This window comes from Azospirillum sp. A23 (assembly GCF_042938965.1).
GTDB lineage: Bacteria > Pseudomonadota > Alphaproteobacteria > Azospirillales > Azospirillaceae > Azospirillum > Azospirillum melinis.
The window spans coordinates 28,270-53,590 of sequence record NZ_CP170666.1 but is presented as its reverse complement, the minus strand read 5'-3'; the positions used below and the strand labels follow the sequence as shown (position 1 = coordinate 53,590).

General features: G+C 66.7%; 19 protein-coding genes. 8 read left to right on the top strand and 11 right to left on the bottom strand.

All coding sequences use genetic code 11. From position 1 onward, the window contains the following. Position 1: 1 nt before the first annotated feature. Positions 2 to 1,120, top strand: a complete 1,119-nt coding sequence (locus ABNQ40_RS09480) for a serine hydrolase (protein WP_247879879.1) — start codon at positions 2 to 4, stop codon at positions 1,118 to 1,120. An 83-nt stretch (positions 1,121 to 1,203) separates the two neighbouring features. Beyond that, complete coding sequence (locus ABNQ40_RS09475; protein WP_247879878.1) at positions 1,204 to 2,730, top strand: FAD-binding oxidoreductase; 1,527 nt, start codon at positions 1,204 to 1,206, stop codon at positions 2,728 to 2,730. 71 nt (positions 2,731 to 2,801) lie between these two features. Here ABNQ40_RS09475 and ABNQ40_RS09470 read toward each other — a convergent pair whose 3' ends face one another. The 3 genes from ABNQ40_RS09470 to pflB form a co-directional block, all read right to left on the bottom strand. Further along, positions 2,802 to 5,330, bottom strand: coding sequence for an esterase-like activity of phytase family protein (locus ABNQ40_RS09470; RefSeq protein WP_109050640.1), 2,529 nt, complete (start codon positions 5,328 to 5,330; stop codon positions 2,802 to 2,804). A gap of 115 nt (positions 5,331 to 5,445) precedes the next feature. Continuing rightward, positions 5,446 to 6,207, bottom strand: a complete 762-nt coding sequence (pflA, locus tag ABNQ40_RS09465; RefSeq protein ID WP_109050639.1) for a pyruvate formate-lyase-activating protein — start codon at positions 6,205 to 6,207, stop codon at positions 5,446 to 5,448. Between the two features lie 205 nt (positions 6,208 to 6,412). Further along, on the bottom strand, positions 6,413 to 8,698 hold the full coding sequence (gene pflB, locus ABNQ40_RS09460) for a formate C-acetyltransferase (RefSeq protein ID WP_109050638.1): 2,286 nt from the start codon (positions 8,696 to 8,698) through the stop codon (positions 6,413 to 6,415). A gap of 396 nt (positions 8,699 to 9,094) precedes the next feature. Between pflB and ABNQ40_RS09455 the strand changes: the two genes are divergently transcribed. Next, positions 9,095 to 10,003 carry a MurR/RpiR family transcriptional regulator gene (locus tag ABNQ40_RS09455; RefSeq protein ID WP_109050637.1) on the top strand — a complete coding sequence of 303 codons (909 nt, stop codon included), beginning with the start codon at positions 9,095 to 9,097 and terminating at the stop codon, positions 10,001 to 10,003. A 312-nt stretch (positions 10,004 to 10,315) separates the two neighbouring features. Here ABNQ40_RS09455 and ABNQ40_RS09450 read toward each other — a convergent pair whose 3' ends face one another. After that, the gene (locus tag ABNQ40_RS09450; RefSeq protein ID WP_109050636.1) at positions 10,316 to 10,690 is read right to left on the bottom strand and encodes a hypothetical protein; all 375 of its coding nucleotides are present in this window, start codon (positions 10,688 to 10,690) and stop codon (positions 10,316 to 10,318) included. 206 nt (positions 10,691 to 10,896) lie between these two features. Between ABNQ40_RS09450 and rraA the strand changes: the two genes are divergently transcribed. The 3 genes from rraA (at position 10,897) to ABNQ40_RS09435 (ending at position 15,634) form a co-directional block, all read left to right on the top strand. Further along, positions 10,897 to 11,424 (top strand): ribonuclease E activity regulator RraA, encoded by a 528-nt coding sequence (gene rraA, locus ABNQ40_RS09445; protein WP_109050635.1) that lies wholly within the window; start codon positions 10,897 to 10,899, stop codon positions 11,422 to 11,424. 202 nt (positions 11,425 to 11,626) lie between these two features. Continuing rightward, a complete protein-coding gene (gene acnB / locus ABNQ40_RS09440) occupies positions 11,627 to 14,218 on the top strand; it encodes a bifunctional aconitate hydratase 2/2-methylisocitrate dehydratase (RefSeq protein WP_109050634.1) in 2,592 nt (863 codons plus the stop codon). A gap of 306 nt (positions 14,219 to 14,524) precedes the next feature. Then, positions 14,525 to 15,634, top strand: a complete 1,110-nt coding sequence (locus ABNQ40_RS09435; RefSeq protein WP_109050633.1) for a branched-chain amino acid ABC transporter substrate-binding protein — start codon at positions 14,525 to 14,527, stop codon at positions 15,632 to 15,634. A gap of 24 nt (positions 15,635 to 15,658) precedes the next feature. Here the strand turns inward: ABNQ40_RS09435 and ABNQ40_RS09430 are convergent, their stop codons facing one another. After that, positions 15,659 to 18,649, bottom strand: coding sequence for an EAL domain-containing protein (locus ABNQ40_RS09430; RefSeq protein WP_247879877.1), 2,991 nt, complete (start codon positions 18,647 to 18,649; stop codon positions 15,659 to 15,661). Between the two features lie 489 nt (positions 18,650 to 19,138). Here ABNQ40_RS09430 and ABNQ40_RS09425 point away from each other — a divergent pair, with 489 nt between their 5' ends. Both ABNQ40_RS09425 and ABNQ40_RS09420 read left to right on the top strand, forming a co-directional pair. After that, on the top strand, positions 19,139 to 19,465 hold the full coding sequence (locus tag ABNQ40_RS09425) for an antibiotic biosynthesis monooxygenase (RefSeq protein ID WP_098738183.1): 327 nt from the start codon (positions 19,139 to 19,141) through the stop codon (positions 19,463 to 19,465). 34 nt (positions 19,466 to 19,499) lie between these two features. Continuing rightward, the gene (locus tag ABNQ40_RS09420) at positions 19,500 to 20,393 is read left to right on the top strand and encodes a pirin family protein (protein WP_109050631.1); all 894 of its coding nucleotides are present in this window, start codon (positions 19,500 to 19,502) and stop codon (positions 20,391 to 20,393) included. A gap of 187 nt (positions 20,394 to 20,580) precedes the next feature. Here the strand turns inward: ABNQ40_RS09420 and ABNQ40_RS09415 are convergent, their stop codons facing one another. From ABNQ40_RS09415 to sufC, 6 genes are read right to left on the bottom strand one after another with little or no spacing between them, the layout of a single operon-like run. Further along, positions 20,581 to 20,925 carry an iron-sulfur cluster assembly accessory protein gene (locus ABNQ40_RS09415; protein WP_098738185.1) on the bottom strand — a complete coding sequence of 115 codons (345 nt, stop codon included), beginning with the start codon at positions 20,923 to 20,925 and terminating at the stop codon, positions 20,581 to 20,583. Positions 20,926 to 20,947: 22 nt separating this feature from the next. Beyond that, positions 20,948 to 21,409 carry an iron-sulfur cluster assembly protein gene (locus ABNQ40_RS09410; protein WP_109491031.1) on the bottom strand — a complete coding sequence of 154 codons (462 nt, stop codon included), beginning with the start codon at positions 21,407 to 21,409 and terminating at the stop codon, positions 20,948 to 20,950. A 15-nt stretch (positions 21,410 to 21,424) separates the two neighbouring features. Further along, positions 21,425 to 21,892, bottom strand: coding sequence for a Fe-S cluster assembly sulfur transfer protein SufU (gene sufU, locus ABNQ40_RS09405; protein ID WP_109050630.1), 468 nt, complete (start codon positions 21,890 to 21,892; stop codon positions 21,425 to 21,427). Beyond that, positions 21,889 to 23,151 carry a cysteine desulfurase gene (locus ABNQ40_RS09400; protein ID WP_109050629.1) on the bottom strand — a complete coding sequence of 421 codons (1,263 nt, stop codon included), beginning with the start codon at positions 23,149 to 23,151 and terminating at the stop codon, positions 21,889 to 21,891. The genes sufU and ABNQ40_RS09400 overlap by 4 nt, the downstream gene beginning before the upstream one ends. A gap of 2 nt (positions 23,152 to 23,153) precedes the next feature. Then, entirely contained in the window at positions 23,154 to 24,521 is a 1,368-nt protein-coding gene (sufD, locus tag ABNQ40_RS09395) for a Fe-S cluster assembly protein SufD (RefSeq protein ID WP_247879876.1), read from the bottom strand. Next, positions 24,521 to 25,273, bottom strand: coding sequence for a Fe-S cluster assembly ATPase SufC (gene sufC, locus ABNQ40_RS09390; RefSeq protein ID WP_098738189.1), 753 nt, complete (start codon positions 25,271 to 25,273; stop codon positions 24,521 to 24,523). Before sufC ends, sufD begins: the two co-directional genes overlap by 1 nt. Positions 25,274 to 25,321 lie beyond the last annotated feature (48 nt).

The following is a 25,321-nucleotide window of genomic DNA, read 5'->3' as shown; positions in this document are numbered from 1 at the left end:
CATGCGGACGCAAGGACGGGACAACTCCGGCCGCTTTTCGAACCGTGCCGGGGGTCTGCGCCGGCTGATGCCGGGCTTGGCGCTGATGCTGGCTCTGGCGATCCCAGTCTCCGATGCCGCAGCCGCCAAGCCCGACCGGCTGCAACGGCTGCTCGACCGCTTCCTGGGCGACGAGGAACTGGATGGCGGCATCCTGCTGGTGTCGGGTCCGGACGGACGGCGGGTGGTGGTGTCCGGCATCGCCGACCGCAAGGGCGGGCGGGCGGTGACGGAGGACACCCGCTTCTATGTCGCCTCCGTCGGCAAGATGGCGACCGCCGCCGCCGTGCTGCAACAGGTGGAGGAGGGGCTGCTCTCGCTCGACCAGCCGGTGCGGGAGCTGGCTTCCGACCTGCCGCTGGACAGGATTGCCAACGCCAACCGGGCGCGTCTGGTCCATCTGCTCGACCACAGCTCGGGCATTCCCGATTACATCACCGATGCCTATCAGGAGGATGAGGCGGCGAAGTTGGAACGGCTGCCGCGCGACGGCACCCTGCTCGCCTATGCGGCGGGGGAGAAGGCGACCGGTCCGGTCGGCGGGCATTACGAATACTCCAACAGCAATTATGTCCTGCTCGGCCACATCGCGTCGCGGCGCGACGGCGTTCCCTTCGCGCAGGTTCTGCGGAACCGGGTGCTGGAGCGGGCCGGGATGGGCTCGACCAGCGTCGGCGCCGATCCGCGCGACCGCAGCCTCGCCCATGGCTACACCGGGGAGGGCGACGTCAGCCGGCGGTCCTGGGCGGCGACCACCGGCGACGGGCCGCTGGTCACCACCGCCGGCGATCTGGAACGCTTCGTCTTCGCCCTGTTCCGCGACAACCGGCTGCTGGGGGCGGCGACGGTCCGCCGCATGCTGACCCCGTCGGAGAATGAGGACGGGCAGGGGCTGGGTGTGGCGCTATGGAAGGACCGCTGGGGACGCGGCGCCGGCCATGACGGGCGCTATGACGGGTTCGAGGCCGATGTCCGCTATTACCCCGGCCGCCGCACCGCGCTGATCTTCCTGACGAACGGCAACCAGCAGAGCGACGATGCCCTGCTGGATGCGGTGGCCGAGGAGGTTTTTGGCCCCTGATCCGGGCGTGGTTGACGGAAATTATTATCAATAGGATAGTAAATTTAGAAAAACACAACTTATAAAACAGGATGGACAGGCCCATGGCACTCGGACTGCACGTTTCCCGTCGCAATTTCCTTGTCGGGGCCGGGCGTTTCGCCGGTGCCGCCGCCGCGGTCCGGCTGATGCCGGGATCCGCCATCGCGGCGGAGACCGGCGGGGCATACTGCCCGCCGCCGTCGGCCTGGTCCGATTTGGCGAAGGGGGTGAAGGGCGGGGTGCTGCGGCCGGAGGATCCGTTCTTCGCCGATATCTGCCGGCCCAACAATCTGCGCTATGGTGCCACCCTGCCGGCCGGCATCGCCCGCTGTTCGCGGCCGGAGGATGTCCAGGCCTGCATCGCCTGGGTGAAGCAGCAGGCCATGCCTTTCGCCGTACGGTCCGGCGGCCACAATTACGCCGGCTTTTCCACCACGCCCGGCCTGCTGATCGACATGACGCTGATGGCGGGGGCGGAGCCGGTGAAGGGATCCGACGGGCTGGTCCGGGTGCTGGGCGGCACGCTGAACTCCTACGTCTACAAGCAGATGGAGCGGTTGGGCCGCACCATCACCCATGGGCGCTGCGATTCGGTCGGCGCCGCCGGATTCCTGCTGGGCGGCGGCATCGGCTTCAACATGCGCAAGTTCGGCATGGCGTCCGATTTGCTGCGCGCGACGGAGCTGGTCAAGGCCGACGGCAGCCACGTGAACGCCAATGCGGACAGCGAATCCGCCCTCTATTGGGCTTGCCGCGGCGGTGCCGGCGGGAATTTCGGCATCAACACCTCCTTCACCGTGGAAACCCGCCCGGCGGAGCCGGTGACGGTGTTCAATCTGGTCTGGGCCGGCAAGGATCTGCCGAAAATCCTGAAGCTCCTGCTGACCGAACTGGCGGCGGCCCCCGACGAGTTCGGCAGCAAGATCAACGTCACCATCCCGAGCTGGCAGGAGCGCTGCGCCAACGTGCCGCTGAAGCTGTCGATCCTCGGGCAGCTGCACAAATCCAGAGTGACGCTGAAGGAAATCTTCAAATCCACCTGGGAGTCGATCGACTGGAGCCAGTCCAAGCTTGAGGAGAATGTGCCCTACTGGACGGGGCAGGATTTCCTGACCGAAACCACCTTCCCCTATTACTACCAGGAAAAATCCAGCTACATGAAGGCGGCGGACATCGGCGACGAGGCCATCGCCGCGATGTTCGACTGGGCGGCCAGGATGCCCGCCACCTCGATGCCGGTCGCCTTCAAGTTCTTCCAGGTCGGCGGCGCCATCAACCGCGTCGGCCCGACGGAAACCGCCTATGTCCACCGTGGCTATGACTGGCTGTTCTCGGTCGAGGCCAACTGGTGGCGGCCGACGGATTCGGCCCTGCTGATCGAGCAGGCGCTGGAATGGCAGCAGCGCTTCTACGACGACGTGAACCGCCGGACCAGGGCCCAGGGAGCGTTCCAGAACTTCCCCGACCCGTCGCTCGCCGACTGGCAGCGGGCCTATTACGGCGAGAATCTCGCCAAGCTGGCCGAGGTGAAGAGGGCGGTCGACCCGACCATGCTGTTCACCTTCGCCCAGGCGATCCGCCCGGCCTGAGTGCCGTTGACAGCGGCACCCGAAAAGCGGCATGGCGGGCGGGAGACGATCCCGCCCGCCATGCCCGTTTTTCAGAACCGGTAGCCGACCGAGGTGAAGACGCTGTGGTCGCGGTTGTCGTGACCGAACTTGCCGTCATACCCGACCTGCCACGCCACCGCTCCGCTCAGCAGAGTGACGCCGGCCCCGGCGCGCAGCCCGTCGCGTTCGGGCGTGCCGAAGGTCCGGGTCACCGTGCCCAGGCTGCTGGTGGTGCGGTTGGCGAGCGTGGCGGCCAGCGTCTCGGCCCCGCGCACCCGGTTCCACTCGTAGCTGAGGCGGGCCTGCGGGATGATCGACGCGCTTTCCGTCTCGAAGCGGTGGGCGACCTGCCCGCCGAACTCCCAGCTCCAGCCGCGCTGGGTCTGGCTCGGCAGGATGCCGTTCAGGTGGATGGCTTCCGCCTCCGTGTAGCCGTCGATGGTGGCGCGGGTGTAGCGCGCCGCGGCGACCGGGCCGAACGACCACGCCCCTTCGCCCAGCTCATAGCCGCCGTCGACGCCGACCGACCAGCTGCGCCCCTTGGTCTCGCCGCGGGCGGTCAGGCCGTAGGCGCCGGTGTTGCGGGCGATCTTGTCGTAAGTGTCGAAGGAATAGGTGCCCGACAGGCTGCCGAAGAAGCCGCCGTACTGGCCGGCGACATAGGGGCTTATCGAGGCGGAGCGGACCTTGGCGCTGCCGGTGTCGCCGAAGGACAGGCTGTTGCGCGCGCCCCCCACCGCGAAGCCGGCGACGAGGGTGTCGGCGATGCGGATGTCGGCACCGACCTGCCCGGTGCGCGAATCGGTGTCGCCGCCGAGCGCCATGCCGGTGTCGTCGGCGTTGTTGTAGCCCAGCCGTCCGCCGGCCCAGCCACTGATCGCCGGACCGCTTGCGGCCTGTCCGCCGCCTTCGCCGGAGGTGCCGAGGAAGCGCAGGCCGTTCAGATGGCTGCGCACCGAGCGTGAGGCCGCGTCGGCCATCGCCACCGACGCGTTGCCGAGGCCGCGTGCCACCGGCAGGGCGGTCTGGCGCAGCGATTCGATGGCGAGCGGATCGACGTAGGTCGGCAGGGTCAGCCGGTAGACCAGCAGCATCGTGTCGACATTGGTCCCGGCGTCATAGGCGGCGCCGACCTGATAGCCGTTGCGGGTCAGGAAGTCGTTGTCGTTGCCGACGAACAGGAAGAAATCGTCGGGCCTGGCGGCGTCGAGCGCCGGCAGCAGCCCCATCGCCTCCCACTTCTCCGACAAAAGGTTGGCGTCCTGCGCGCCGCCATTGTGCAGCCCGAACTTCGCCAGCTGGCCGTTGTTGTTGATGCTCAGGAACTGGCTGTAGGACACCGGCGTGACCGAGGCCACCAGATTGCCGCCGGGAGCGACGGGGGTGGTGCCCTCATAGGCGGTGCCGACCAGATTGGTGGCGTTCGACACGTCGACGATGTCGATGCTGCGGTAGAGCGAGTTGGTGCCGCTCAGCCCCTGGCCGTTGTTGCTGTCGCGCGATAGGACGAGGAACTGCTTGTCGTTCAGCGCCAGCATCTCGCTCTGCGCCGCGACCAGCGTGCTGCTGCCGGACCGGAAGGTGGGCAGCGGCACGACGTAATGGCCGATCAGCGCCGGGCTGTCCGGGTTGGACGACACGTCGTAGATCAGCAGGCGGGTGTTGCGCCGGGTGGCGCTGTTGCCGCCGGTGCCGCCGTCCTGGCGGGTGGCGCTTTGCAGCAGGGTCGCCAGCTTGGTCTTGTCCGGCGTCAGCGACAGGCCTTCCAGCCCCTGGTTGTTCTGCCGCCCGGTGACCGGGTCGGCCGGGGTCGGTGCCGGCTGGCCGGTGGCCGGGTTGTTGGAGGCGAAATCCAGCCCGCCGTTGCGCACCGGCAGCAATGCTGCCGGCGGCTGCACCGCCGAGATCATCCGGCCGGTGGCGGAGAAGTGATAGATGTAGGGGCCGTATTCGTCGCTGATGAAGAAGCTGCCGTCGGCGAGCCGGGCGATGCCCTCGGTGTCGAGGCTGACCTTGCCGTTGTAGGCCTGCGGCAGCGCCGGCAGCCCCCCGGCGGCGGCGCGCACGCCGGTGCGCGGCTGCGGGTCGAGGCCGGTGGTGACGGCGCCGTTCGCTTCCGTCAGCAGGGTGGTGTCGAGCAGGCTCAGCCCGATCTGCGACTGCTGCCCGCTGCCGGCGGCCAGCGCGGCGCTGCCGTAATAGGGCGTCAGCGACAGGGCCAGCGTGTTGAATCGCGGCCGGTAGTCGGTGGTGCCGACGACGTTGTAGCCGCGGTCGGGCAGGGCATACATGATGCCGCTGTAGCTGTCGCCGGTGCGCCGCCAGGACCTGGCGTCGAAGGTCAGCCCGGACATCGAGCCGAAGGTCTCGCCATACTTGTCGCGGGTGGCGGAGCCGATCCGGCCGACGCCGACCAGGCCCTGGTTGACGAAGCTGGAGCCGCCGACGGTCACGCTGTCCGCGGTCTGGGCGGAGGCGACCCCCATCGCAACACCGCAGGTGGACAGGATGAGAGAGGCGAGGCCGGTGGCGGACAGCAGCGCCGTCCTCAACCGTCCCGCACGGTGTATCGTCCGCATTGAAAAGAACCCCCCAATTGAAACCCAAGCGAATTCCAAAGGGGGTATTAGGCGAGGGCGCGTGACGGCGTCGTGTCGCCTTCGTGACGTGTCGATGACGTTTTCGGCAGGGGGCTCAGTCCGCCCGCAGCCCCTGCGCCTGGAACTGTTTGCGCACCCGTTCCACCAGCTCGCGCGACGGCGGCTCGGTGTCGGTCAGCATGTATTTGCGTCCCAACGCCTTCCATTTGTGCTCGCCCATCTTGTGGAAGGGCAGCACGTCGACCCGGTCGACCACGCCCAGCCCGGCGACGAACTCCGCCAGCCCGTCGATCTCGGCCGCGTCGTCGGTCAGGTTGGGGACCAGCACATAGCGCAGCCAGATGCGCTTGTTCAGCCCGGCCAGCCGTTCGGCGAACTCCAGCGTCGGGCGCAGCGGAACGCCGGTCAGATGGCGGTAGGTCTTCTCGGAAAAGGCCTTGATGTCGAGCAGGACGAGGTCGACGTCCTCCAGCAGATGGTCGTCGGCATGGTTGCCGAGGAAGCCGGAGGTGTCGAGCGCGGTGTGCAGCCCCAGCGCCTTCGCCCCGCGCAGGATGGCGGCGGTGAATTCCGGCTGCACCAGCGGCTCGCCGCCGCTCAGCGTCAATCCACCATGGGCGCGTTGCAGGAAGGTGGCGTAGAGCGCGATGTCGTCGAGGACTTCCGCGGAGGTCGTCCGCGTCCCGTCATGCATGTGCTGGGTGTCGGGGTTGTGGCAGTAGAGGCAGCGCAGCGGGCACCCCGACATGAACAGCACATAGCGGATCCCCGGCCCGTCCACCGTGCCGCCGGTCTCGACCGAATGGATCCAGCCGGAAACGGAGCCGGGGCGGGCTTGGGGGAGGGGGGGAGTCATAACCGATCCAATTTTAAAACTTTGCGATCCGGGGTGTTCCCTCTCCCGTCCCGGGAGAGGGAGGGGACCCACGAAGTGGGGAGGGTGAGGGGTAGCCCAAGGATCGGAAATCCATGTCTGGATAACCCCTCACCCTTCCCACCGCTTTGCGGCGGGCCCCTTCCCTCTCCCGGGGCGGGAGAGGGAACCGACCCGTCACCCCCCCTCAATGCTTGTTGTGGAACGTCCGGCTGATGACGTCGAGCTGCTGCTCGCGCGTCAGCTTGATGAAGTTCACGGCATAGCCAGACACCCGGATGGTCAGCTGCGGGTACAGCTCCGGATGGTCCATGGCGTGCAACAGCGTCTCGCGGTCGAAGACGTTGACGTTGATGTGGTGACCACCCTGGGCGGCATAGCCGTCCAGCATGCCGACCAGATTGCTCACCCGCTCGTATTCGGTCCGGCCGAGAGCGCCGGGGACGATGGTGAAGGTGTAGCTGATGCCGTCCTGCGCATGGGCGTAGGGCAGCTTCGCCACGCTGGCCATCGACGCGATGGCGCCCTTCTTGTCCCGCCCGTGCATCGGGTTGGCGCCCGGCGCGAAGGGCTGGCCGGCCTTGCGGCCGTCCGGCGTGTTGCCGGTCTTCTTGCCGTAGACCACGTTGGAGGTGATCGTCAGCACCGACTGCGTCGGCATGGCGTTCCGGTAGGGCTTCTGCTTGCGCAGCGCCGTCATGAAGCGCTCGACCGCCCACACCGCGATGTCGTCGACCCGCGCGTCGTTGTTGCCGAAGGCCGGATAGTCGCCGTCGATCTCGAAATCGGTGGCGAGGCCGCTCTCGTCGCGGATGACCTTCACCTTGGCGTGCTTGATCGCCGACAGGCTGTCCGCCACCACGCTCAGACCGGCGATGCCGCAGGCCATGGTGCGCAGGATGTCGCGGTCGTGGAGCGCCATCTCCATCCGCTCGTACATGTACTTGTCGTGCATGTAGTGGATGGCGTTCAGCGCGTTCATGTAGACCTTGGCCAGCCACTCCATCATCGGCTCGAAGCGGGCCATGACCTCGTCATAGTCCAGCACGTCGCCGGTGATGGGCGCGTAGGCCGGGGCGATCTGCTCGCCCGAAACCTCGTCCTTGCCGCCGTTGATGGCGTACATCAGCGTCTTGGCCAGGTTGGCGCGGGCGCCGAAGAACTGCATCTGCTTGCCGATGCGCATGGCCGAGACGCAGCAGGCGATGCCGTAATCGTCGCCCCAATAGCCGCGCATCAGGTCGTCGCTCTCGTACTGGACCGAGCAGGTCTTGATCGAGGTGTCGGCGCAGAAGCGCTTGAAGCCGTCCGGCAGCTTCTCCGACCACAGCACCGTCAGGTTCGGTTCCGGCGCCGGCCCCAGGTTGTGCAGGGTCTGCAACATGCGGAAGTTGGTCTTACTGACCAGCGTCCGGCCGTCCAGCCCCATGCCGCCCAGGCATTCCGTCACCCAGGTCGGGTCGCCCGAGAACAGCTGGTCGTATTCCGGCGTGCGCAGGAAGCGGACCAGACGCAGCTTCATGACGAAATGGTCGATCATCTCCTGGGCTTCCGCCTCGGTGATGACGCCGTCGCTGAGGTCGCGCTCGATGTAGATGTCGAGGAAGCTGGACACCCGGCCCAGCGACATGGCGGCACCGTTGGCTTCCTTGACCGCCGCCAGATAGGCCAGATAGGTCCACTGCACCGCTTCCCGCGCGGTGGCGGCCGGACGCTTGACGTCGAAGCCGTAGGAGGCGGCCATCTCGACCAGCTCCTTCAGCGCGCGGATCTGCTCGGAGATCTCCTCGCGCAGGCGCAGCACGTCCTCGTCGATCCGGCTGACTTCCAGCGAGGCCAGCTGTGCCTTCTTGTCCTTGATCAGGAAATCGGCGCCGTACAGCGCCAGCCGGCGATAGTCGCCGATGATGCGGCCGCGGCCATAGGCATCGGGCAGGCCGGTGATGACGCCGGACTTGCGGCAGCGCAGCATCTCGGGCGTGTAGACATCGAACACGCCGTCATTGTGCGTCTTGCGCAGGACCGGGAAAATCTCTTCCAGCTTCGGCGACGGGGTGTAGCCGTAGGCCTCCAGCCCGGTCTTGACCATGCGCCAGCCGCCGAACGGCATGATGGCGCGCTTCAGCGGCTTGTCGGTCTGCAGGCCGACGATCACTTCCAGCTCGCGGTCGATATAACCGGCGGCGTGCGAGGTGATCGAGGCGAAGACTTCGGTGTCGGCGTCCAGGACGCCGCCCTTGGCGGCGCGTTCCTGCTTCAGCAGGTCGGTGACCTTGGCGAACAGCGCGGTGGTGCGGGCGGTGGGACCGGCGACGAAGCCTGCGTCCCCTTCATAGGGGGTCAGGTTGCGCTGGATGAAATCGCGGACGTCGACCGAGCGGCGCCAGACGCCCGGGGCGAAGCCGCGCCAGGGGTCGGCGGCGGACTGCTGCTCCGTGGCCTGGGCAAGTCCGTCCATCAGCAGGGTGTCCATGATGACTCCTCAGAGATATAGCCGTCGGCGCGGGTCAATGGCCGTGTCGGCGGTCTCGTGGTGCCCGCGAACCACGCGGGACGATTGGAAGCATAGGCGCAATCGGCGCCGGATTCGTTGATACACGTCATATTTTCAGACCGGGCGCGGGGCGGCCGGTGCGGTGACCGATGCCGTGTGTTGCGCCCGTTCTGTAGTTTTACTACATACTCCCGGGCGGGCTTCCGGACAAGGCGGACAGGCCCGGCATTTTGTCGCAGGGCAAGGCCGGAGCGGTTGGAAACGCTCGGAAAGGGCAGGTCGCGCCCGCGACGGAATCGGTCGTTCGCAGCGCTGTATATGTAGCTTTGCTACATGTGCTAGGCTGACCCACAATCAGAAGGGAGCGCCCCCCACATGCTGGCGAGAATCGCCGCCGTCCGCGACCAGATCCGGCCTTCGGAACGCAAGCTGGCCGACTATGCGATGGCCCATCCGGGCGACGTGATCAACCTGTCCATGGCCGAACTGGCCGACCGGGTCGGGGTGAGCGAGCCGACGGTGGCGCGCTTCTGCGCGGCGCTGGGCTGCCGCGGTTTCCGCGAATTCAAGATCAAGCTGGCGCAGGACATCGCCGGCGGCATGCCGTTCCTGCATCAGGATCTGTCGGTGGGGGGGGAACTGGATGCGGATGGCAATGTTCCAGGGGGTGTGCCGGGGGCGGTGCTGGCCGGCAAGCTGTTCGACCGCACCATCGCCACGCTGATGCAGGTGCGCAACAACCTGTCGGCCGACGCGGTGGACCGCGCCGCCGACGTGCTGGCCGCGGCCCGCCGGATCGAGTTCTACGGCTCCGGCAACTCCGGCACGGTGGCGGAGGACATCCAGCGCAAGTTCTTCCGGCTAGGCATGCCGACCGTCGCCTACACCGACTCCCACGTCTATTTCGCCTCCGCCCTGACCCTGGCAAAGGGCGATGCCGTGGTTGCGGTGTCCAGCACCGGCCGCACCCGCGACATCCTCGACGCCGTGCAGAACGCCCGCAAGGCCGGGGCCGACGTGGTGGCTCTGACCCGCTCGGGTTCGCCGCTCGCCGACATGGCGACGGTCAGCCTCGTCGCCGATGTGGCCGACGATTTCGACATCCACTCGCCGATGACCGTCCGCATCGCCCATCTGGTGCTGGGCGACATCCTGTCCATCGCCGTGGCCCTGCGCATGGGCGACACGCTTCAGGAACGGCTGAAGCGCCATGACCGTGCGGTGGATGCCCATGTGTCGGAGGGCGCGTCGGCAACGTTGTCCGGGCGGCAGGGGGATAGTTAAGACAGGTCAGAGGTTTTTGCGAAGTGGAACCGCAATCCGGTCCCTTCGACAAAAACCCCGAGAAAGGATGAAAGTCCTATAAACTACGGCGGTTGACCCCGTTCACGGAGGCCCGCCATGCCGTTCGACAGTCAGCCCGCCGCCGATCGGGCCGCTTCGCCCGATCGGATGGAACGACAGCCGGGGAACTGTTCCACGCTGTTCCACCGTCCTGGCAGGCGTCCGTCACGGATGGGCAACTGCCCGGGTGTGGAACGGATGCCGGAACCCTGTTCCATGCCGTTCCAACTCCCGGCCCGGACGGCTATTTCTTTACCTGCCCGGCAGCTTCGCCCCTTCGCGCGCATAGATCTGGATCGGCCGGCAATCCTCGTCGAGCGTGACCACCAGCGAGCCAGGCTGATCCTTCAGATACACCCAGGCGTCCCAGCGGACGATCTTGTCGCGGTATTCGTCGCGATAGATGCCGTAATTCACGCCGCGCACGTTGCTGGCAGGCAGGCCCACGCCGGTCAGCACCGCGGCGGTCTGCGGGTTGCAGTCGTTGGTCACGTTGCTGTTGATGATGGAAAGCAGCGCCGGATCGGGCTGTGCCACCGGCGGGGGCGAGAGGGTGGAGGCGCAGGCGGAGACCAGCATCGTCAGCGCACCGGCCGCAGCGAAAGCCGCGAAGTTCGGCGTTTTCATGGGGAAGGCACCATCCGTTTTCTTCGTCTTGTCGGAAATATGGGTGCAGTTGCGCTGGCGTCGATTGCACGTTCGGCAAGTCTCCTGCGTCACGTTCGCCGACCTGCCGCCATCGCGGCGCGCGGCTCTTGCCTGCTGCCCGCCTTTGGCGCAAGAGGGGGGCGAGAAAGTCCCCGTACCGTTCACGCTGTGGAGTTCAAAGCCCCATGACGATTGACCAGACCGCCGCCGACCAAACCGCCGCCTTCACCCCCACCTGCGACCTGTTCGACCGCTTCAAGGACGACGCCCGCTATGTCCTGCCGGGCTTCCGCGACTTCGGCGCCGTCACCCGCTTCACCGGTCCGGTCGTCACCGTGAAGTGTTTGGAGGACAATTCCCGCGTCAAGGAGCTGCTTGCAACCCCCGGCGCCGGCCGCGTTCTGGTGGTGGATGGCGCCGGCAGCCTGCGCTGCGCCCTGATGGGCGACATGATCGCCGCGTCGGCGGCGAAGAACGGCTGGGCCGGTGTGGTGATCTGGGGCTGCGTCCGCGACGTGGCGGAGTTGGCGGCCCTGCCGCTCGGCATCAAGGCGCTGGCGTCGATCCCGCGGGCCTCCACCCGCCGCGACCAGGGGCTGGTGGACGTGGCCGTCGAACTGCCGGGCACGGCGGTGCGCCCCGGCGACATCCTGTTCGCCGACGAGGACGGCATCGTGCTGCTGGCGCCGGAGCAGGCGGCCGCGCTGAAGTAAAGCGGGGACGACGAAGTGGTCATACCAAGCGCCGGTAATACCAGTGCAAAAAGAATGGCAGCTTCGTCCTGTCCGCTTCACGTAAGCGGGGCGCCCCCTTGCACTTTCACTTTAGCAGGCATATAAACCCGACCTGAGTTCAAGCGGGCCGTCTCACGGTTCCCATCCAAGGGCCGGCCTTTCATTTATGAGGAACCCTGCCGTGCTCGAAGCCTACCGCCAGCACGCGGCCGAACGCGCCGCCCTCGGAATCCCGGCTCTGCCCCTGACCGCGAAGCAGACGTCGGAGCTGATCGACCTGCTGAAGGCCCCGCCGGCGGGCGAGGAGGCCTTCCTCCTCGACCTCATCACCCACCGCGTTCCGGCCGGCGTCGACGATGCCGCCCGCGTCAAGGCCGGGTTCCTGGCCGCCGTCGCCAAGGGCGCCGACAGCTCGCCGCTGATCTCCAAGGTCAAGGCCACCGAACTGCTGGGCACCATGCTCGGCGGTTTCAACGTCCAGCCGATGATCGACCTGCTGTCGGATGCCGAGTGCGGCACCGCCGCCGCGGAAGGCCTGAAGAAGACCCTGCTGGTCTTCGATTTCTTCCACGACGTCAAGAAGCTGGCCGACAAGGGCAACGCCAACGCCAAGTCGGTGCTGCAGTCCTGGGCCGATGCCGAGTGGTTCACCTCGCGTCCGGAAGTCCCGGCGTCGATGACGCTGACCGTCTTCAAGGTGTCGGGCGAGACCAACACCGACGACCTGTCGCCGGCCCCCGACGCCTGGAGCCGTCCGGACATCCCGCTGCACGCGCTCGCCATGCTGAAGAACCCGCGTCCGGGCATCGAGGCCGACGAGCCGGGCCAGCGCGGCCCGACGAAGCAGCTGGAAGCGCTGAAGCAGAAGGGCAACCTGATCGCCTATGTCGGCGACGTGGTCGGCACCGGCTCCTCGCGCAAGTCCGCCACCAACTCGGTGCTGTGGTTCACCGGCGAGGACATCCCGTTCGTCCCGAACAAGCGTTTCGGCGGCGTCTGCCTCGGCACCAAGATCGCCCCGATCTTCTTCAACACCATGGAAGACGCCGGCGCCCTGCCCATCGAACTCGACGTCAACAAGATGGAGATGGGCGACGTCATCGAGCTGCGCCCCTATGAGGGCAAGGCGCTGAAGAACGGCGAGGTCATCGCCGAGTTCACCGTGCGCTCCGAGGTGATCTTCGACGAGGTGCGTGCCGGCGGCCGCATCCCGCTGATCATCGGCCGCGGCCTGACCACCCGCGCCCGCGAGGCGCTCGGCCTGCCGGCGTCGGAGCTGTTCCGCCAGCCGGCCTCGCCGGCCGACACCGGCAAGGGCTACACGCTGGCCCAGAAGATGGTCGGCCGCGCCTGTGGCCTGCCGGAAGGCAAGGGTATCCGCCCGGGCACCTATTGCGAGCCGAAGATGACGACGGTGGGGTCGCAGGACACCACCGGCCCGATGACCCGCGACGAGCTGAAGGACCTGGCCTGCCTGGGCTTCTCGGCCGATCTGGTGATGCAGTCCTTCTGCCACACCGCTGCCTATCCGAAGCTGGTGGACGTCAAGACCCACCACGAGCTGCCGGACTTCATCTCCACCCGCGGCGGCGTGGCGCTGCGTCCGGGCGACGGCGTCATCCACTCCTGGCTGAACCGCCTGCTGCTGCCGGACACTGTCGGCACCGGCGGCGACAGCCACACCCGCTTCCCGATCGGCATCAGCTTCCCGGCCGGTTCCGGTCTGGTCGCCTTCGCCGCCGCCACCGGCGTCATGCCGCTGGACATGCCGGAATCGGTCCTGGTCCGCTTCAAGGGCGAGATGCAGCCGGGCGTCACCCTGCGTGACCTCGTCAACGCCATCCCGCTCTACGCGATCAAGGCCGGCCTGCTGACGGTCGAGAAGAAGGGCAAGAAGAATATCTTCTCCGGCCGCGTGCTGGAGATCGAAGGTCTGCCCGACCTGAAGGTCGAGCAGGCGTTCGAGCTGACCGACGCCTCGGCCGAGCGCTCGGCGGCGGGCTGCACCGTGCTCCTGAACAAGGAGCCGATCATCGAGTACATGACCTCCAACATCACGCTGATGAAGTGGATGATCGCCAGCGGGTACGCCGATGCGCGCACCCTGGAGCGCCGCATCAAGGCGATGGAGGCGTGGATATCCTCCCCGCAGCTGCTGCGTCCGGACGCCGACGCCGACTATGCCGCGGTGATCGAGATCGATCTGGCCGACATCAAGGAGCCGATCCTGGCCTGCCCGAACGATCCGGACGACGTGAAGACGCTGTCCGAGGTCGCCGGCGACAAGATCGACGAGGTGTTCATCGGTTCCTGCATGACCAACATCGGCCACTTCCGCGCCGCCGGTAAGATCCTGAACGGGAATTCGGACCTCCCGACCCGCCTGTGGATCGCTCCGCCGACGAAGATGGATGCGATGATGCTGACCGAGGAGGGCTACTACGCCACCCTCGGCAAGGCCGGCGCCCGCATGGAGATGCCCGGCTGCAGCTTGTGCATGGGCAACCAGGCGCAGGTCCGCAAGGGCTCGACTGCCGTCTCCACTTCGACCCGCAACTTCCCGAACCGTCTGGGCATCGACACCCGAGTCTACCTGTCGTCGGCCGAACTGGCCGCCGTCGCGGCGCTGCTGGGCAAGATCCCGACCACCGAGGAGTATCTGGCCCAGGTCGGCGTGGTGAACAAGTCCGCCGCCGACATCTACCGCTACATGAACTTCGACCAGATCCCGGCCTTCCAGGAAGTCGCGGACAAGGTCGCCGTTCCGGCCTGATAGCCGCAAGCAGCGGTCGGTAAAGGAAACCCCCGCCGGAGCGATCCGGCGGGGGTTTTTCTTTCCGGCACCAAATGAGGCGGAGGGCATGGCGGGCAATAGGCGCTGCGGTCCTCCCGTGGGCAGGAGTCCCGCTCAAACGGTGGCGCACAACGGCGATGGCGGCGAACGGTCGCGGTTTCCGTCGGAGCGCTGCGAAACCCATGATCGCGCTTTTAAAATCCTGTCGTATCGGTCAGAAAAGAAAACATGCCGTGGCCGGCGGATATGGTCCGGCACAAAATGGCCATCCTGGGAGAACCAATCATGCGTCTCACCGTCCTTTCCTTCGTCAGCGCGACGGCGCTGCTGGCCGGCTTCGGCACGGCGCAGGCCGACATCGTGATCGGCCTGGGCACGGCGACGACCGGCCCGGTCGCGGCGCTGGGCGAGCAGTCGGTGTACGGAGCCAAGCAGGCGGTCGCGGACATCAACGCCAAAGGCGGCGTGCTGGGGCAGAAGCTGGTGCTGAAGGTGGGCGACGATGCCTGCGACCCGCGTCAGGCGGTGGCCGTCGCCAACCAGTTCGTGCGCGAGAAGGTGACGGCGGTGGTCGGCCATCTCTGCTCCGGCGCCAGCATCCCGGCGGCCGACGTCTACCAGGAAGAAGGCGTGGTGATGGTCACCCCGACCGCCACCAACCCGCTGCTGACCGCCAAGGGCCATCCGAACATCTTCCGGGTCTGCGGCCGTGACGACCAGCAGGGCGTGGTTGCCGGCACCTATCTGGCCCAGACCTTCAAGGGCAAGAACGTCGCGGTTCTGGACGACAAGCAGGCCTATGGCAAGGGGCTGGCCGACGTCGTGGTGGAGACGCTGGAGAAGGCCGGCGGCAAGGTCGCCTATCGCGGGTCGGTCACGGCGGGTGAGAAGGACTTCTCGGCCCTGATCACCAGCCTGAAGGACAAGAACATCGATGCCGTCTACTATGGCGGCTACCATCCGGAGCTGGGCCTGATAGTCCGTCAGGCGCAGGAACAGGGCATGAAGCCGCAGTTCATCGCCGGCGACGGCCTGAACAACCAGGAATACTGGTCGATCACCGGCCCGGCCGGCGAGGGCACGCTGTACACCGACAGCGCGTCGGCGGCCAGCGATCCGAAGGCGCAGGAACTGATCGCCTCCTTCAAGAAGGCCGGCCTGCCGGAACCGGGCAACTTCGCCTTCTACAGCTATGCCGCGGTCCAGGTGATCGCCGAGGGGCTCCAGAAGGCCGGCAGCACGGACAGCGGCAAGCTGGCGAAGACCCTGCATTCCGGCAGCTATGACACCGTCGTCGGCCCGGTGGAATTCGACAAGAAGGGCGACATCACCAAGCCGAACTATGTCATGTATGTATGGAGCAACGGCCAGCCCAAGATGGTGGCCCAGAAGTAACAAGAGCAGGGTGCCGGCCCACCGTCATGCGTGGGCCGGCTCTTCCATTTCAAGAATTTCCGGTTTCTTCATATATTTTGCGATGAAGTCTTCGGTTGGCATTGGACGGTCGAAGTAATAGCCCTGGAAAACCGCGCAGCCACGATCCTCAAGAAAATCCCGTTCGGCCGCGGTTTCAACCCCTTCCGCCACCACCTTCAGGCCGAGACGGCTGGCAATCGACAGCATCGTCTCCACCAGCACCGCATTGTGGCTGTTGCTGTCGACATCCTGGACGAAGGAGCGGTCGATCTTGATTTCCCGCACCGGCAGCCGCTTCAGGTAGGACAGCGACGAGAAGCCGGTGCCGAAATCGTCCAGCGAGAAGGAGATGCCGAGAGCGGCAAGCTCCGACATCTTGGCGACGGTGTCGGCGCAGTCGCCGACCGCGATGCCTTCGGTGATCTCCAGCGTCAGGCGGCGCGGGTCGGTCCGGGTGGCGCGCAGAGCGGCGATGACACCGGCGCAGAAGTTCGGCTGACGGAACTGGCGCGGGCTGATGTTGACCGACAGGTGGCAGTCGCTTCCGGCATCGGCCAGCCGGCGAAGCACATGGCAGGCCTCCATCAGGACCCAATCACCGATCGGCAGGATCAGGCCGGATTCCTCGGCCTCCGCAATGAAGGCGCCGGGGGCGACGAAGCCGCGCTGCGGATGCTGCCAGCGGATCAGCGCTTCCGCCGCCACCAGCGTGCCGTCGGCACTGGTCTGCGGTTGCAGGAACAGGGTGAATTCCCCGGCATCGACCGCCTTGCGCAAATCCTGGAGCAGCAGCAGGCGGGCCTGGGCCTCGATCAGCATGGTGGGGTCATAGTCGCGGATGGTGTTCCGCCCGCTGTCCTTGGCGGCATACATGGCGGTGTCGGCCTGCTTTAGCAGATCCTCGACCGACTCGTCCGGCGTCTTGGGGAAGACGGTCAGGCCGATGCTGGCGAAGATGCTGTGTTCGCAGCAGTCGAGCTGGAAGGGGTGGGCCACCGCCAGCCGGAGCTTTTCCGCCACCTTTGAGGCGATGGCGGTCGCCTCCTCCAGCGTGGTGCCAATGTCCGGCAACAGGATGACGAACTCGTCCCCGCTCAGCCGGCAGACCAGATCACCCTTGCGCAGGGTGGCGTTGAGCCGTGCCGCCAGTTCGCGCAGCAGCATGTCGCCGATCATGTGGCCGCGGGCGTCGTTCAAACCCTTGAAATCGTCAAGATCGAGGAACATCAGCGCACCGCAGCGCCCACCCAGCCGGGCCGCCCGCAGATGGACGTCGAGATGCTCCATCAGCAGGCGCCGGTTCGGCAGGTTGGTCAGCGGGTCGTAGAAGGCGAGATTTTCGATCTGCCGCTCCGCCTGCTTCCGCTCGGTGACGTCCATCACCACAGTCAGATAGCCGCGGACCGCACCGCCGCTGTCTCGAAGCACGCTGGTGACGGTGGAAATCGAGATGCGGGCGCCGTTCCTGCGCACTCCGGTCCATTCACCGGGCTCGGGCCGGCCGCTGCACCGGGTGTGGGCGACCAGCGCCGCGAAATCCGCCTTGACCGGACGGTCGAGTTCGATGGACAGCCCGTCGGCATGGGCGCGCAATTCGTCCGGGTCATAGAGGCGCGGCAGGTCGGCGCTGCCGATCATCTCCGCCGCCGGGTAGCCGAAGATGCGCTCCGCCTCGCGGTTGAAGACACGGACGACGCCGTCCAGCGTGGTGGCGATGATGCCGCAGGCGGCGCTTTCGAGGATTCCGGTGTTCAGCGACAGGCTGTCCTTCAACGCCTCGCGGCTGGCATAAGTCTCGGTCACATCCTGGAAGACCATGACGACGCCGTGCAGCGTGCCGTCCCGGTCGCGGATGGGCGAGGCCATGTCGGCGATGTGGCTGCGGGTTCCGTCGCACGCCACCAGAACGGTGTGGTTGGCGAGGCCGACCATGTCGCCGTTCTTCAGCACCTGCTCGACCGGCACCGGCACCCGCCGCCCCGTCTCCGCATTCTCGATGTCGAACACCTCGGTCACCGGCCGGCCGGCGGCCTCGCCCAGGGACCAGCCGGTCAGCCGCTCCGCCACCGGGTTCATCAGACTGATGCGGCCGGCGGTGTCGGTGGCGATCAGCCCGTCGCCGATGGACAGCAGGGTGACGCGGGCCTGCTCCTTTTCCCGCCAGAGGTCGCGCTCCGACTGGTGCAGGGCGTCATAGGGGTGATGCACCGCGGTGACGAACACGGCGCGGTACAGATACCAGTAGCCGATGACCTTGTAGACATGGCCTGCCATGTTCGCGAGATCGTAGACGCTGAGATAGAGCGTGAAGCACAGTTCGCTGATCGCGATGGCGATGGCGGCGATCACCATGCGGTGGACGTCGAGCGTGCGCGCCGCGCGCTGGCGGCGATAGAACATCAGCGCCGCCGCGGCATAGAGAAGGACCAGCAGATATTCGGCCGCGATCTTCAGCGGCGTCAGCCCTTCCCCGTCCACATAGGTGCGCGGCAGCAGATCCGGGTGCCACAGGACCGCCCAGAAGATCGTAGCGCTCGACAGCAGAACCCCGCCAACCAGCGGATAGCGCAGGGCCGCCGAGTTCGCCGTGCCGACCTTCCAGGGAAGGACGGCCGCCATCAGCAGGGCCACCGCCGCCACCAGCCGGGCGCCGAGCCAGAAGGCGATGGCCTTTTCCGGGCCGGCCGGCGTCACGAAGTCGGGCATGCCGGTGAAGGACAGCAGATGCCCGAAATCGAGCAGCGCCACGCCGAGGAAGCAGGTGGACAGCGCCAGCAGGGCCGGCGGGGTGTCGTCGCTCCGGGAGTGCCAGCCGATGGCGAAGATCAGGGTGGCGACGGCGATGGAGAAGGTTTCGAAGAAGGTGTGCAGTGGCAGGTAATGGGCCAACTCCACCGACCCCGGCACACGGGCGCCCTGAAGCACGAGCAGGAAGGGAACGGAGAGGGTGACGAGCGTGCCGATGGCACCAGGAGTCCTGGTACGGCCTTGCACCGTCCCCGTCTGCTTTGGGACTGTTGCAGTCATTTCGCTCCCCCCGGCCACTGGTCGGTCACCCTGCCCGCGGACCTTGTACCTCTTATGGGTATATTAGAGCTTAACGGCATTAGGGGGCCAGACACGGACAACCCTTACCGAACCGGACGCTTGGAACACCGTGAAACAGATTTCGGAGGCTGTTGCACTGTTCAGTGCGTCCGTGGCGTGTGGGGATCGCGAGGAGATTGCGAAGAGCATGCATTGCGCCTTCTCCAAAGCGAGGAAGGCGTGCGCATTTTATCCCATTGGTCGGAGCGCGTGTGTGCACTTACAGAAAAAGACATCAAGGCGTTGATGTGCATGAGAAATTTGCGGAATTGGCGTCTCCGGTCCGACGCAGCACGATCATAAGGGACGGCGCGTCAGGTTGATTGCCCCGCGCTGCTGCCAACCTCTATCCTCGACCGGGTCGGACCTGTCGACCACGCCGGAAAGGAATGCCGCATGTTCATCGCGATGAACCGTTTCAAGGTCCGCCATGGGGCCGAGCAGGAGTTCGAGGAGGTCTGGCTGAACCGCGAGGTGCATCTGCACAAGGTGCCGGGCTTCGTCGAGTTCCACATGCTGCGGGGGCCCGACCGGGACGATCACCGGCTCTATTCCTCCCACACGGTTTGGGAGTCCGAAGGCGCCTTCCAGGGCTGGACGCGGTCGGAAGCCTTCCGCAACGCCCATGGCAATGCCGGTGCCCGCAAGCCGCTTTATGTCGGTCCGCCGGAGTTCGAGGGGTTCGAGGTCATCCAGACCGTGCCGCGCGATCCGAACGCCTGAACGAAACGAATCTCAACCGTCGGGAGGAAGACCCATGCTGGATTTGGTGATCGAGCAGCGCCGCAAAAGCCTTGGCGGATTCGAAGTGGGGCGGGTTCTGCCCTTTGTCCAGCGGCGGATGGTCGGCCCCTTCGTCTTCTTCGACCATATGGGGCCGGTCGATTTCCAGCCGGGTCTTCCCCGCGACGTCGACGTGCGTCCCCACCCGCACATCGGCCTGTCCACCGTGACCTACCTGTTCGAGGGCGAGATCATGCACCGTGACAGCGTGGGCTCCGAACAGCCGATCCGGCCGGGGGAAGTGAACTGGATGACTGCCGGGCGCGGCATCACCCACTCCGAACGCTTCGAGCGTGCCCGGATGGAAGGCGGGACGATGCACGGCATCCAGGCCTGGGTCGCGTTGCCCGAGGCGGACGAGGAGACCGACCCGGCCTTTGCCCATTACGGCACCGGCGACCTGCCGCTGTTCAAGGAGGGCGGCGTCCGCGGCCGGCTGGTGGCGGGCGAGGCCTTCGGCGCCCGGGCTGGGGTGAAGACCCATTCCCCTCTGTTCTACATCCACTGGGATCTCGCCCCCGGCGCCCGCGTCGCCTTGCCGGAGGACGGATGGCAGCGCGCGGCCTATGTGGTGGCGGGAAGCGTGGAGGTGGAAGGGCAGCGGTTCGAGGCGGGGCGGATGATCGTCTTCGCCCCCGGCCATCCGGCGGTGCTGACCGCCGCCACCCAGTCCATCGTCATGGCGGTCGGCGGCGAGCCGCTGGGGCAGCGCTTCATCGACTGGAACTTCGTGTCGTCCCGCAAGGAGCGGATCGAGCAGGCCAAGGCGGACTGGCGGGCCGGGCGGATGAAGTTGCCGGACCTCGACAACAGCGAGTTCATCCCGCTGCCGGAAATGCCGAAGCCGCCGCCAAACCCGATGTCGTGAGGGGGCTTACCCTCTCGATTCTTCCTCTCCCCCGGGGAGAGGGTCGGGGTGAGGGGGATGCGTGGGGTGGATTCGGTAGGGGGCGGAGGGGGCTGGATGCTTGAGAATCATCGCCGCGCGCCCCCCTCACCCTAACCCTCTCCCCGGGGGGGAGAGGGGACTTGGCGCGGGAGAGGGCGATCTCGGATCAGACGTGGAAGCTCTCGCCGCAGCCGCAGCGGCCCTTTTCATTCGGGTTCTTGAAGACGAAGCCGGTCTGGAACTTGTCGTCGACATAGTCCATCTCGCTGCCGATCAGGAACATGACGGCGGCCGGGTCGATCAGGATGGTGACGCCCTTGTCCTCCACCACCTCGTCGAACTTCATCTTCTCCTTGGCATACTGAACGTCGTAGCTGAGGCCGGAGCAGCCGCGTGCCTTCACGCCGATGCGCAGGCCTACCATGTCGTCGGTGGCCTTGGACATCAGCGCCTTGACGCGCTCCGCGGCGGCGTCGGTGATCGTGAGCGCCTTGGGCAGGGGGCGGGCCATGGTGACGGTCTCCTAATGCGGCTCAGAACATATCCAGTTGCAGGCGGGCTTCCTCGGACATCATGCCCTGGTGCCACGGGGGCTCCCACACCAGCTCGATCTTGACCTCGTTGACGTCCTCGACGCCCAGCACGGCCTGACGGACCTGCTCGGGCAGTTCGCCGGCCACCGGACACATGGGGCTGGTCAGCGTCATATCAATCTCGACATTGCGCTGACCATCCATGTCCACACGGTAGATCAGCCCCAGTTCCCAGATGTCGACCGGGATTTCCGGGTCATAGCAGGTCTTGATGGCCGCCACGACGCGATCCATGATCTCCTCCCGCGGGTCGTAGCCCTCGGGCGGCTGGGGCATCGGGGCGAAGTCCTTGGACTCGGGAGCCGCAGTCGTCGCATCGGTCGCCGCGTCGGCCTTCAACTGCGCCTCGGCTTCGGCCGGGTTGGGAGCCATCGGGCGCTGGGTCAGGGCTTCATCGGGCATTTCCATCACCCTCCATCAAAACTGGTCGCTGGAGGCCGAAGCCTCGCCATGGAGTGCCGCGTTCATGGCGTGCCAAGCCAGGGTCGCGCACTTCACCCGCACCGGGAACTGGCGCACGCCGGACATCACCATCAGCTTTTCCATCGTCTCGTCGTCGACACCGTCGGGGATGTCGGGCTCGTCCTGGGTGCACAGCTCGTGGAAGGCGTGGAAAAGTTTCTCCGCTTCCGCCGCCGTCTTGCCATGCACCAGCTCCGTCATCATCGAGGCGCTGGCGGTGGAGATGGCGCAGCCGCGGCCCTGGAAGGCCACGTCGTCGACCACCCCGTCCTTCAGGGTCAGATAGACCATGAAGCGGTCGCCGCACATCGGGTTCTCGCCCTTCGCCTCGCGGTTGGCGTCGTCGGGATGGCGGAAGTTGCGGGGATGCTTGCCGTGGTCCAGGATCACTTCCTGATACAGCTCGCGCAGATCGTCCATCATGCTCCGAAGAACTCCTTGACCGCCTGGAGGGACTGGACGAGGGCGTCGGCTTCCTCCCGGGTGTTGTAGAGGCCGAAGGAGGCGCGGACGGTCGGTCCGACGCCGAACCGCTCGGCCAGCGGCTCGGCGCAATGGCGGCCGACGCGCACGGCGACGCCATACTGGTCGACAATGGTGCCGACGTCGTGCGGGTGCACGCCGTCCAGCGCGAAGGAGATGATCGGCCCCTTGCCGGGCGCGGTACCGACGATGCGCAGCCCGTCGATCTGCGACAGCTGCTGGGTGGCGTATTGCAGCAGGTCGTGCTCGTGCGCGGCGATGGCGTCGCGGCCAAGAGCCTCGACATAGTCGATGGCGGCGCCCAGCCCGATCACCTCGGTGATCGGCGGCGTGCCGGCCTCGAAGCGCGACGGCGGCGCCTTGAAGGTGGTGCCTTCGAAGCTGACGCTCTCGATCATGTCGCCGCCGCCCTGGTAGGGGGGCATCTTCTTCAAGAGGTCGTACTTGCCGTACAGCACGCCAAGGCCGGTCGGGCCATACAGCTTGTGCGCGGTGAAGACGTAGAAGTCGGCGTCGATGTCCTGCACGTCGACCGTGCCGTGCACCACCGCCTGGCTGCCGTCGAACAGGACGGGCACGCCGCGCTCATGCGCCAGCCTGGCGATGGTCTTGGCCGGGGTGACGGTGCCCAGAACATTGGAGCAGTGGGTGATCGCCACCAGCTTCGTGCGGTCGGACAGCAGGCTGCGGTAGGCATCCATGTCGAGGACGCCGTCCTCGTCGCAGGGCACGACCTTGATGACGATCTTTTTCTCGGCCTGGAGCAGCTGCCATGGAACGATGTTCGCGTGATGCTCCATGATCGACAGGATGACCTCGTCGCCTTCGTTCAGGAAGGTGCGGCCATAGCTGCTGGCGACGAGGTTGATCGCCTCGGTCGAGCTGCGGGTGAAGACGATGCAGCGGTCGTTGGGCGCGTTCAGGAAGCGCGCGACCTTGGTGCGCACCGCCTCGAACTGGTCGGTCGCGGTCTGCGACAGGAAATGGACGCCGCGGTGGATGTTGGAATAATCCTCCTCCAGGAAGCGGGTCATGGCCTGGATGACCTGACGCGGCTTCTGGGCGGACGCCCCGCTGTCCAGATAGACCAACGGCTTGCCGGGCTTTCCCTTCCTGGCGTGGACGCTGCGGGCGAGGATCGGGAAATCCTCCCGCACCCGCTGCACGTCGTAGGCTTGGTTCAGGATGGCATCGGACATGGTTACTTCTGCTCCTCCAGCCAGCCGGCCACGATCCCCTGGAAGGCGTCGCGGATCGACTCTTCAGCGATTTCCTCAAGGGATTCCAACAGGAAGGCGCCGATCAGCAGGCCTTGGGCGGTGTCGCGGTCGATGCCGCGGGCGCGCAGGTAGAACAGCGCATCGTCGTCCAGTTCGCCCGCCGTGCAGCCGTGACTGCACTTCACGTCGTCGGCGTGGATTTCCAGCTCCGGCTTGCTGTCGATCTCGGCCCCGTCGGACAGCAGCAGGGCGCGGTTCAACTGGTAGCCGTCGGTCTTCTGCGCACCGGGGCAGACGGTGATCTTGCCCTGGAACACCGCACGGGCGGTGTCGTCGATCACACCCTTGTAGACCTCGCGGCTGGTGCCGTTGGGCTGGGCGTGGACGATCAGCGTGGTGGTGTCGGCATGCTGGGTGCCGCGGACCAGATAGCCGCCGCTGACATGGGTGCGGGCGTCGGTGCCGTCCAGGCGGCTGACCACCTCGTTGCGCGACAGCTTGGCGCCCGTGGTCAGGATGAAATTGTCGTAGCAGCCGCCGGTCGCCACCGTCGCCGCGATGTGCGACAGGTGGATGGCGCCGCCGCCGTCGCGCTGCGACTTGTAGTGGTGCAGCGTGGCGCCCTCGCCGACGAACACCTCGGTGACGTGGTTCGCCAGCGTCGTGCCGGCACTGCGGCCGACATGATGTTCGACCACCACCGCCTTCGATCCGGCCTCCGCGATCAGCAGCGTGCGCGGATGGCAGGAGGTCGCCTGAGCTTCCGAGCCAACCGAGACGAAGACCAGTTCGACCGGCCGCTCGACCTGGACACCAGCCGGCACGTGCAGGACGGGACCGTCGGCGAGATAGGCGCTGTTCAGCGCGACCAGGGGACGGTCGTCCGCCGCGGCGAGGCGGCCGATATGGTCGGCCAGCAGGTCAGTGTGACTGTTGAGCGCTGCGGCGATGCTCAGCAGTTCCACACCCGGCGGCAGGCCCTCGACCGAGGACAGGTCGGCGCGGAAACGGCCGTCGACGAAGACCAGACGCGGACCGTCCTGCCCCTCGACCCGCACGGTCGGCAGAAAATCGATCACGGCGGCGGCGGGGGCGGCCGGCTGGAAGCTGGTCTTGGCGAGGTCGCGCAGGTTGGTGTAGCGCCAGCTCTCGTTCCTGATCGTCGGCAGACCGACGGCGGCAAAGCGCTCACGTCCGGCGGCGCGCAGGTCGGTCAGCCAGGACAGGCCGCTGCCGGGCAGGCCGGCGCCCACCTCATCGAGCGGCGCCAGGAAGGCCGGCGCCGTCGCCGGATCGGCGCCGCGCGTCGAGTAGGTCATGGGGTGGAGCGGGGAATGGTTGGCCGTCATCACGCCGCCTCGCTCGCGCCGAAGTCGCGGTAGCCGTTCTTCTCCAGCTCCAGCGCCAGTTCCTTGCCACCCGACTTCACGATGCGGCCGGCGGCCAGCACATGGACATGGTCGGGAACGATGTAGTCGAGCAGGCGCTGGTAGTGGGTGATGACCAGCATCGAGCGTTCCGGCGAGCGCAGCGCGTTGACGCCCTCGGCGACGATCTTCAGCGCGTCGATGTCCAGCCCGCTGTCGGTCTCGTCGAGGATGGCGAATTTCGGTTCCAGCACCGCCATCTGAAGTGTCTCGTTGCGCTTCTTCTCGCCACCGGAGAAGCCGACATTGACGGCGCGCTTCAGCATCTCGTCGCTCATGCCGAGCGCCTTGGTCTTCTCGCGGATCAGCTTGAGGAACTGCATGGCGTCGAGTTCCTTCTCGCCGCGATGCTTGCGGATGGCGTTGATCGCGGTCTTGAGGAAGGTGGTGTTGCCGACGCCGGGGATTTCGACCGGATACTGGAAGGCCAGGAAGACGCCCTCGGCGGCCCGCTCCTCCGGCTCCATCGCCAGCAGGTCCTTGCCGTAATAGGTGACCGACCCTTCCGTGACCTCGTAGCCGTCGCGGCCGGCGAGGACGTAGGACATGGTGCTCTTGCCGGCGCCGTTCGGCCCCATGATGGCATGGACCTCGCCCGGGCGGATGGTCAGGTCGACGCCCTTGAGGATTTCCTTGCCGTCCACGGTGGCGTGCAGGTTCTTGATTTCGATCATCGTCTTCGCCTCGTTGTCTTCTTCAGGCCGCCGGCACGCCGTCCGGTC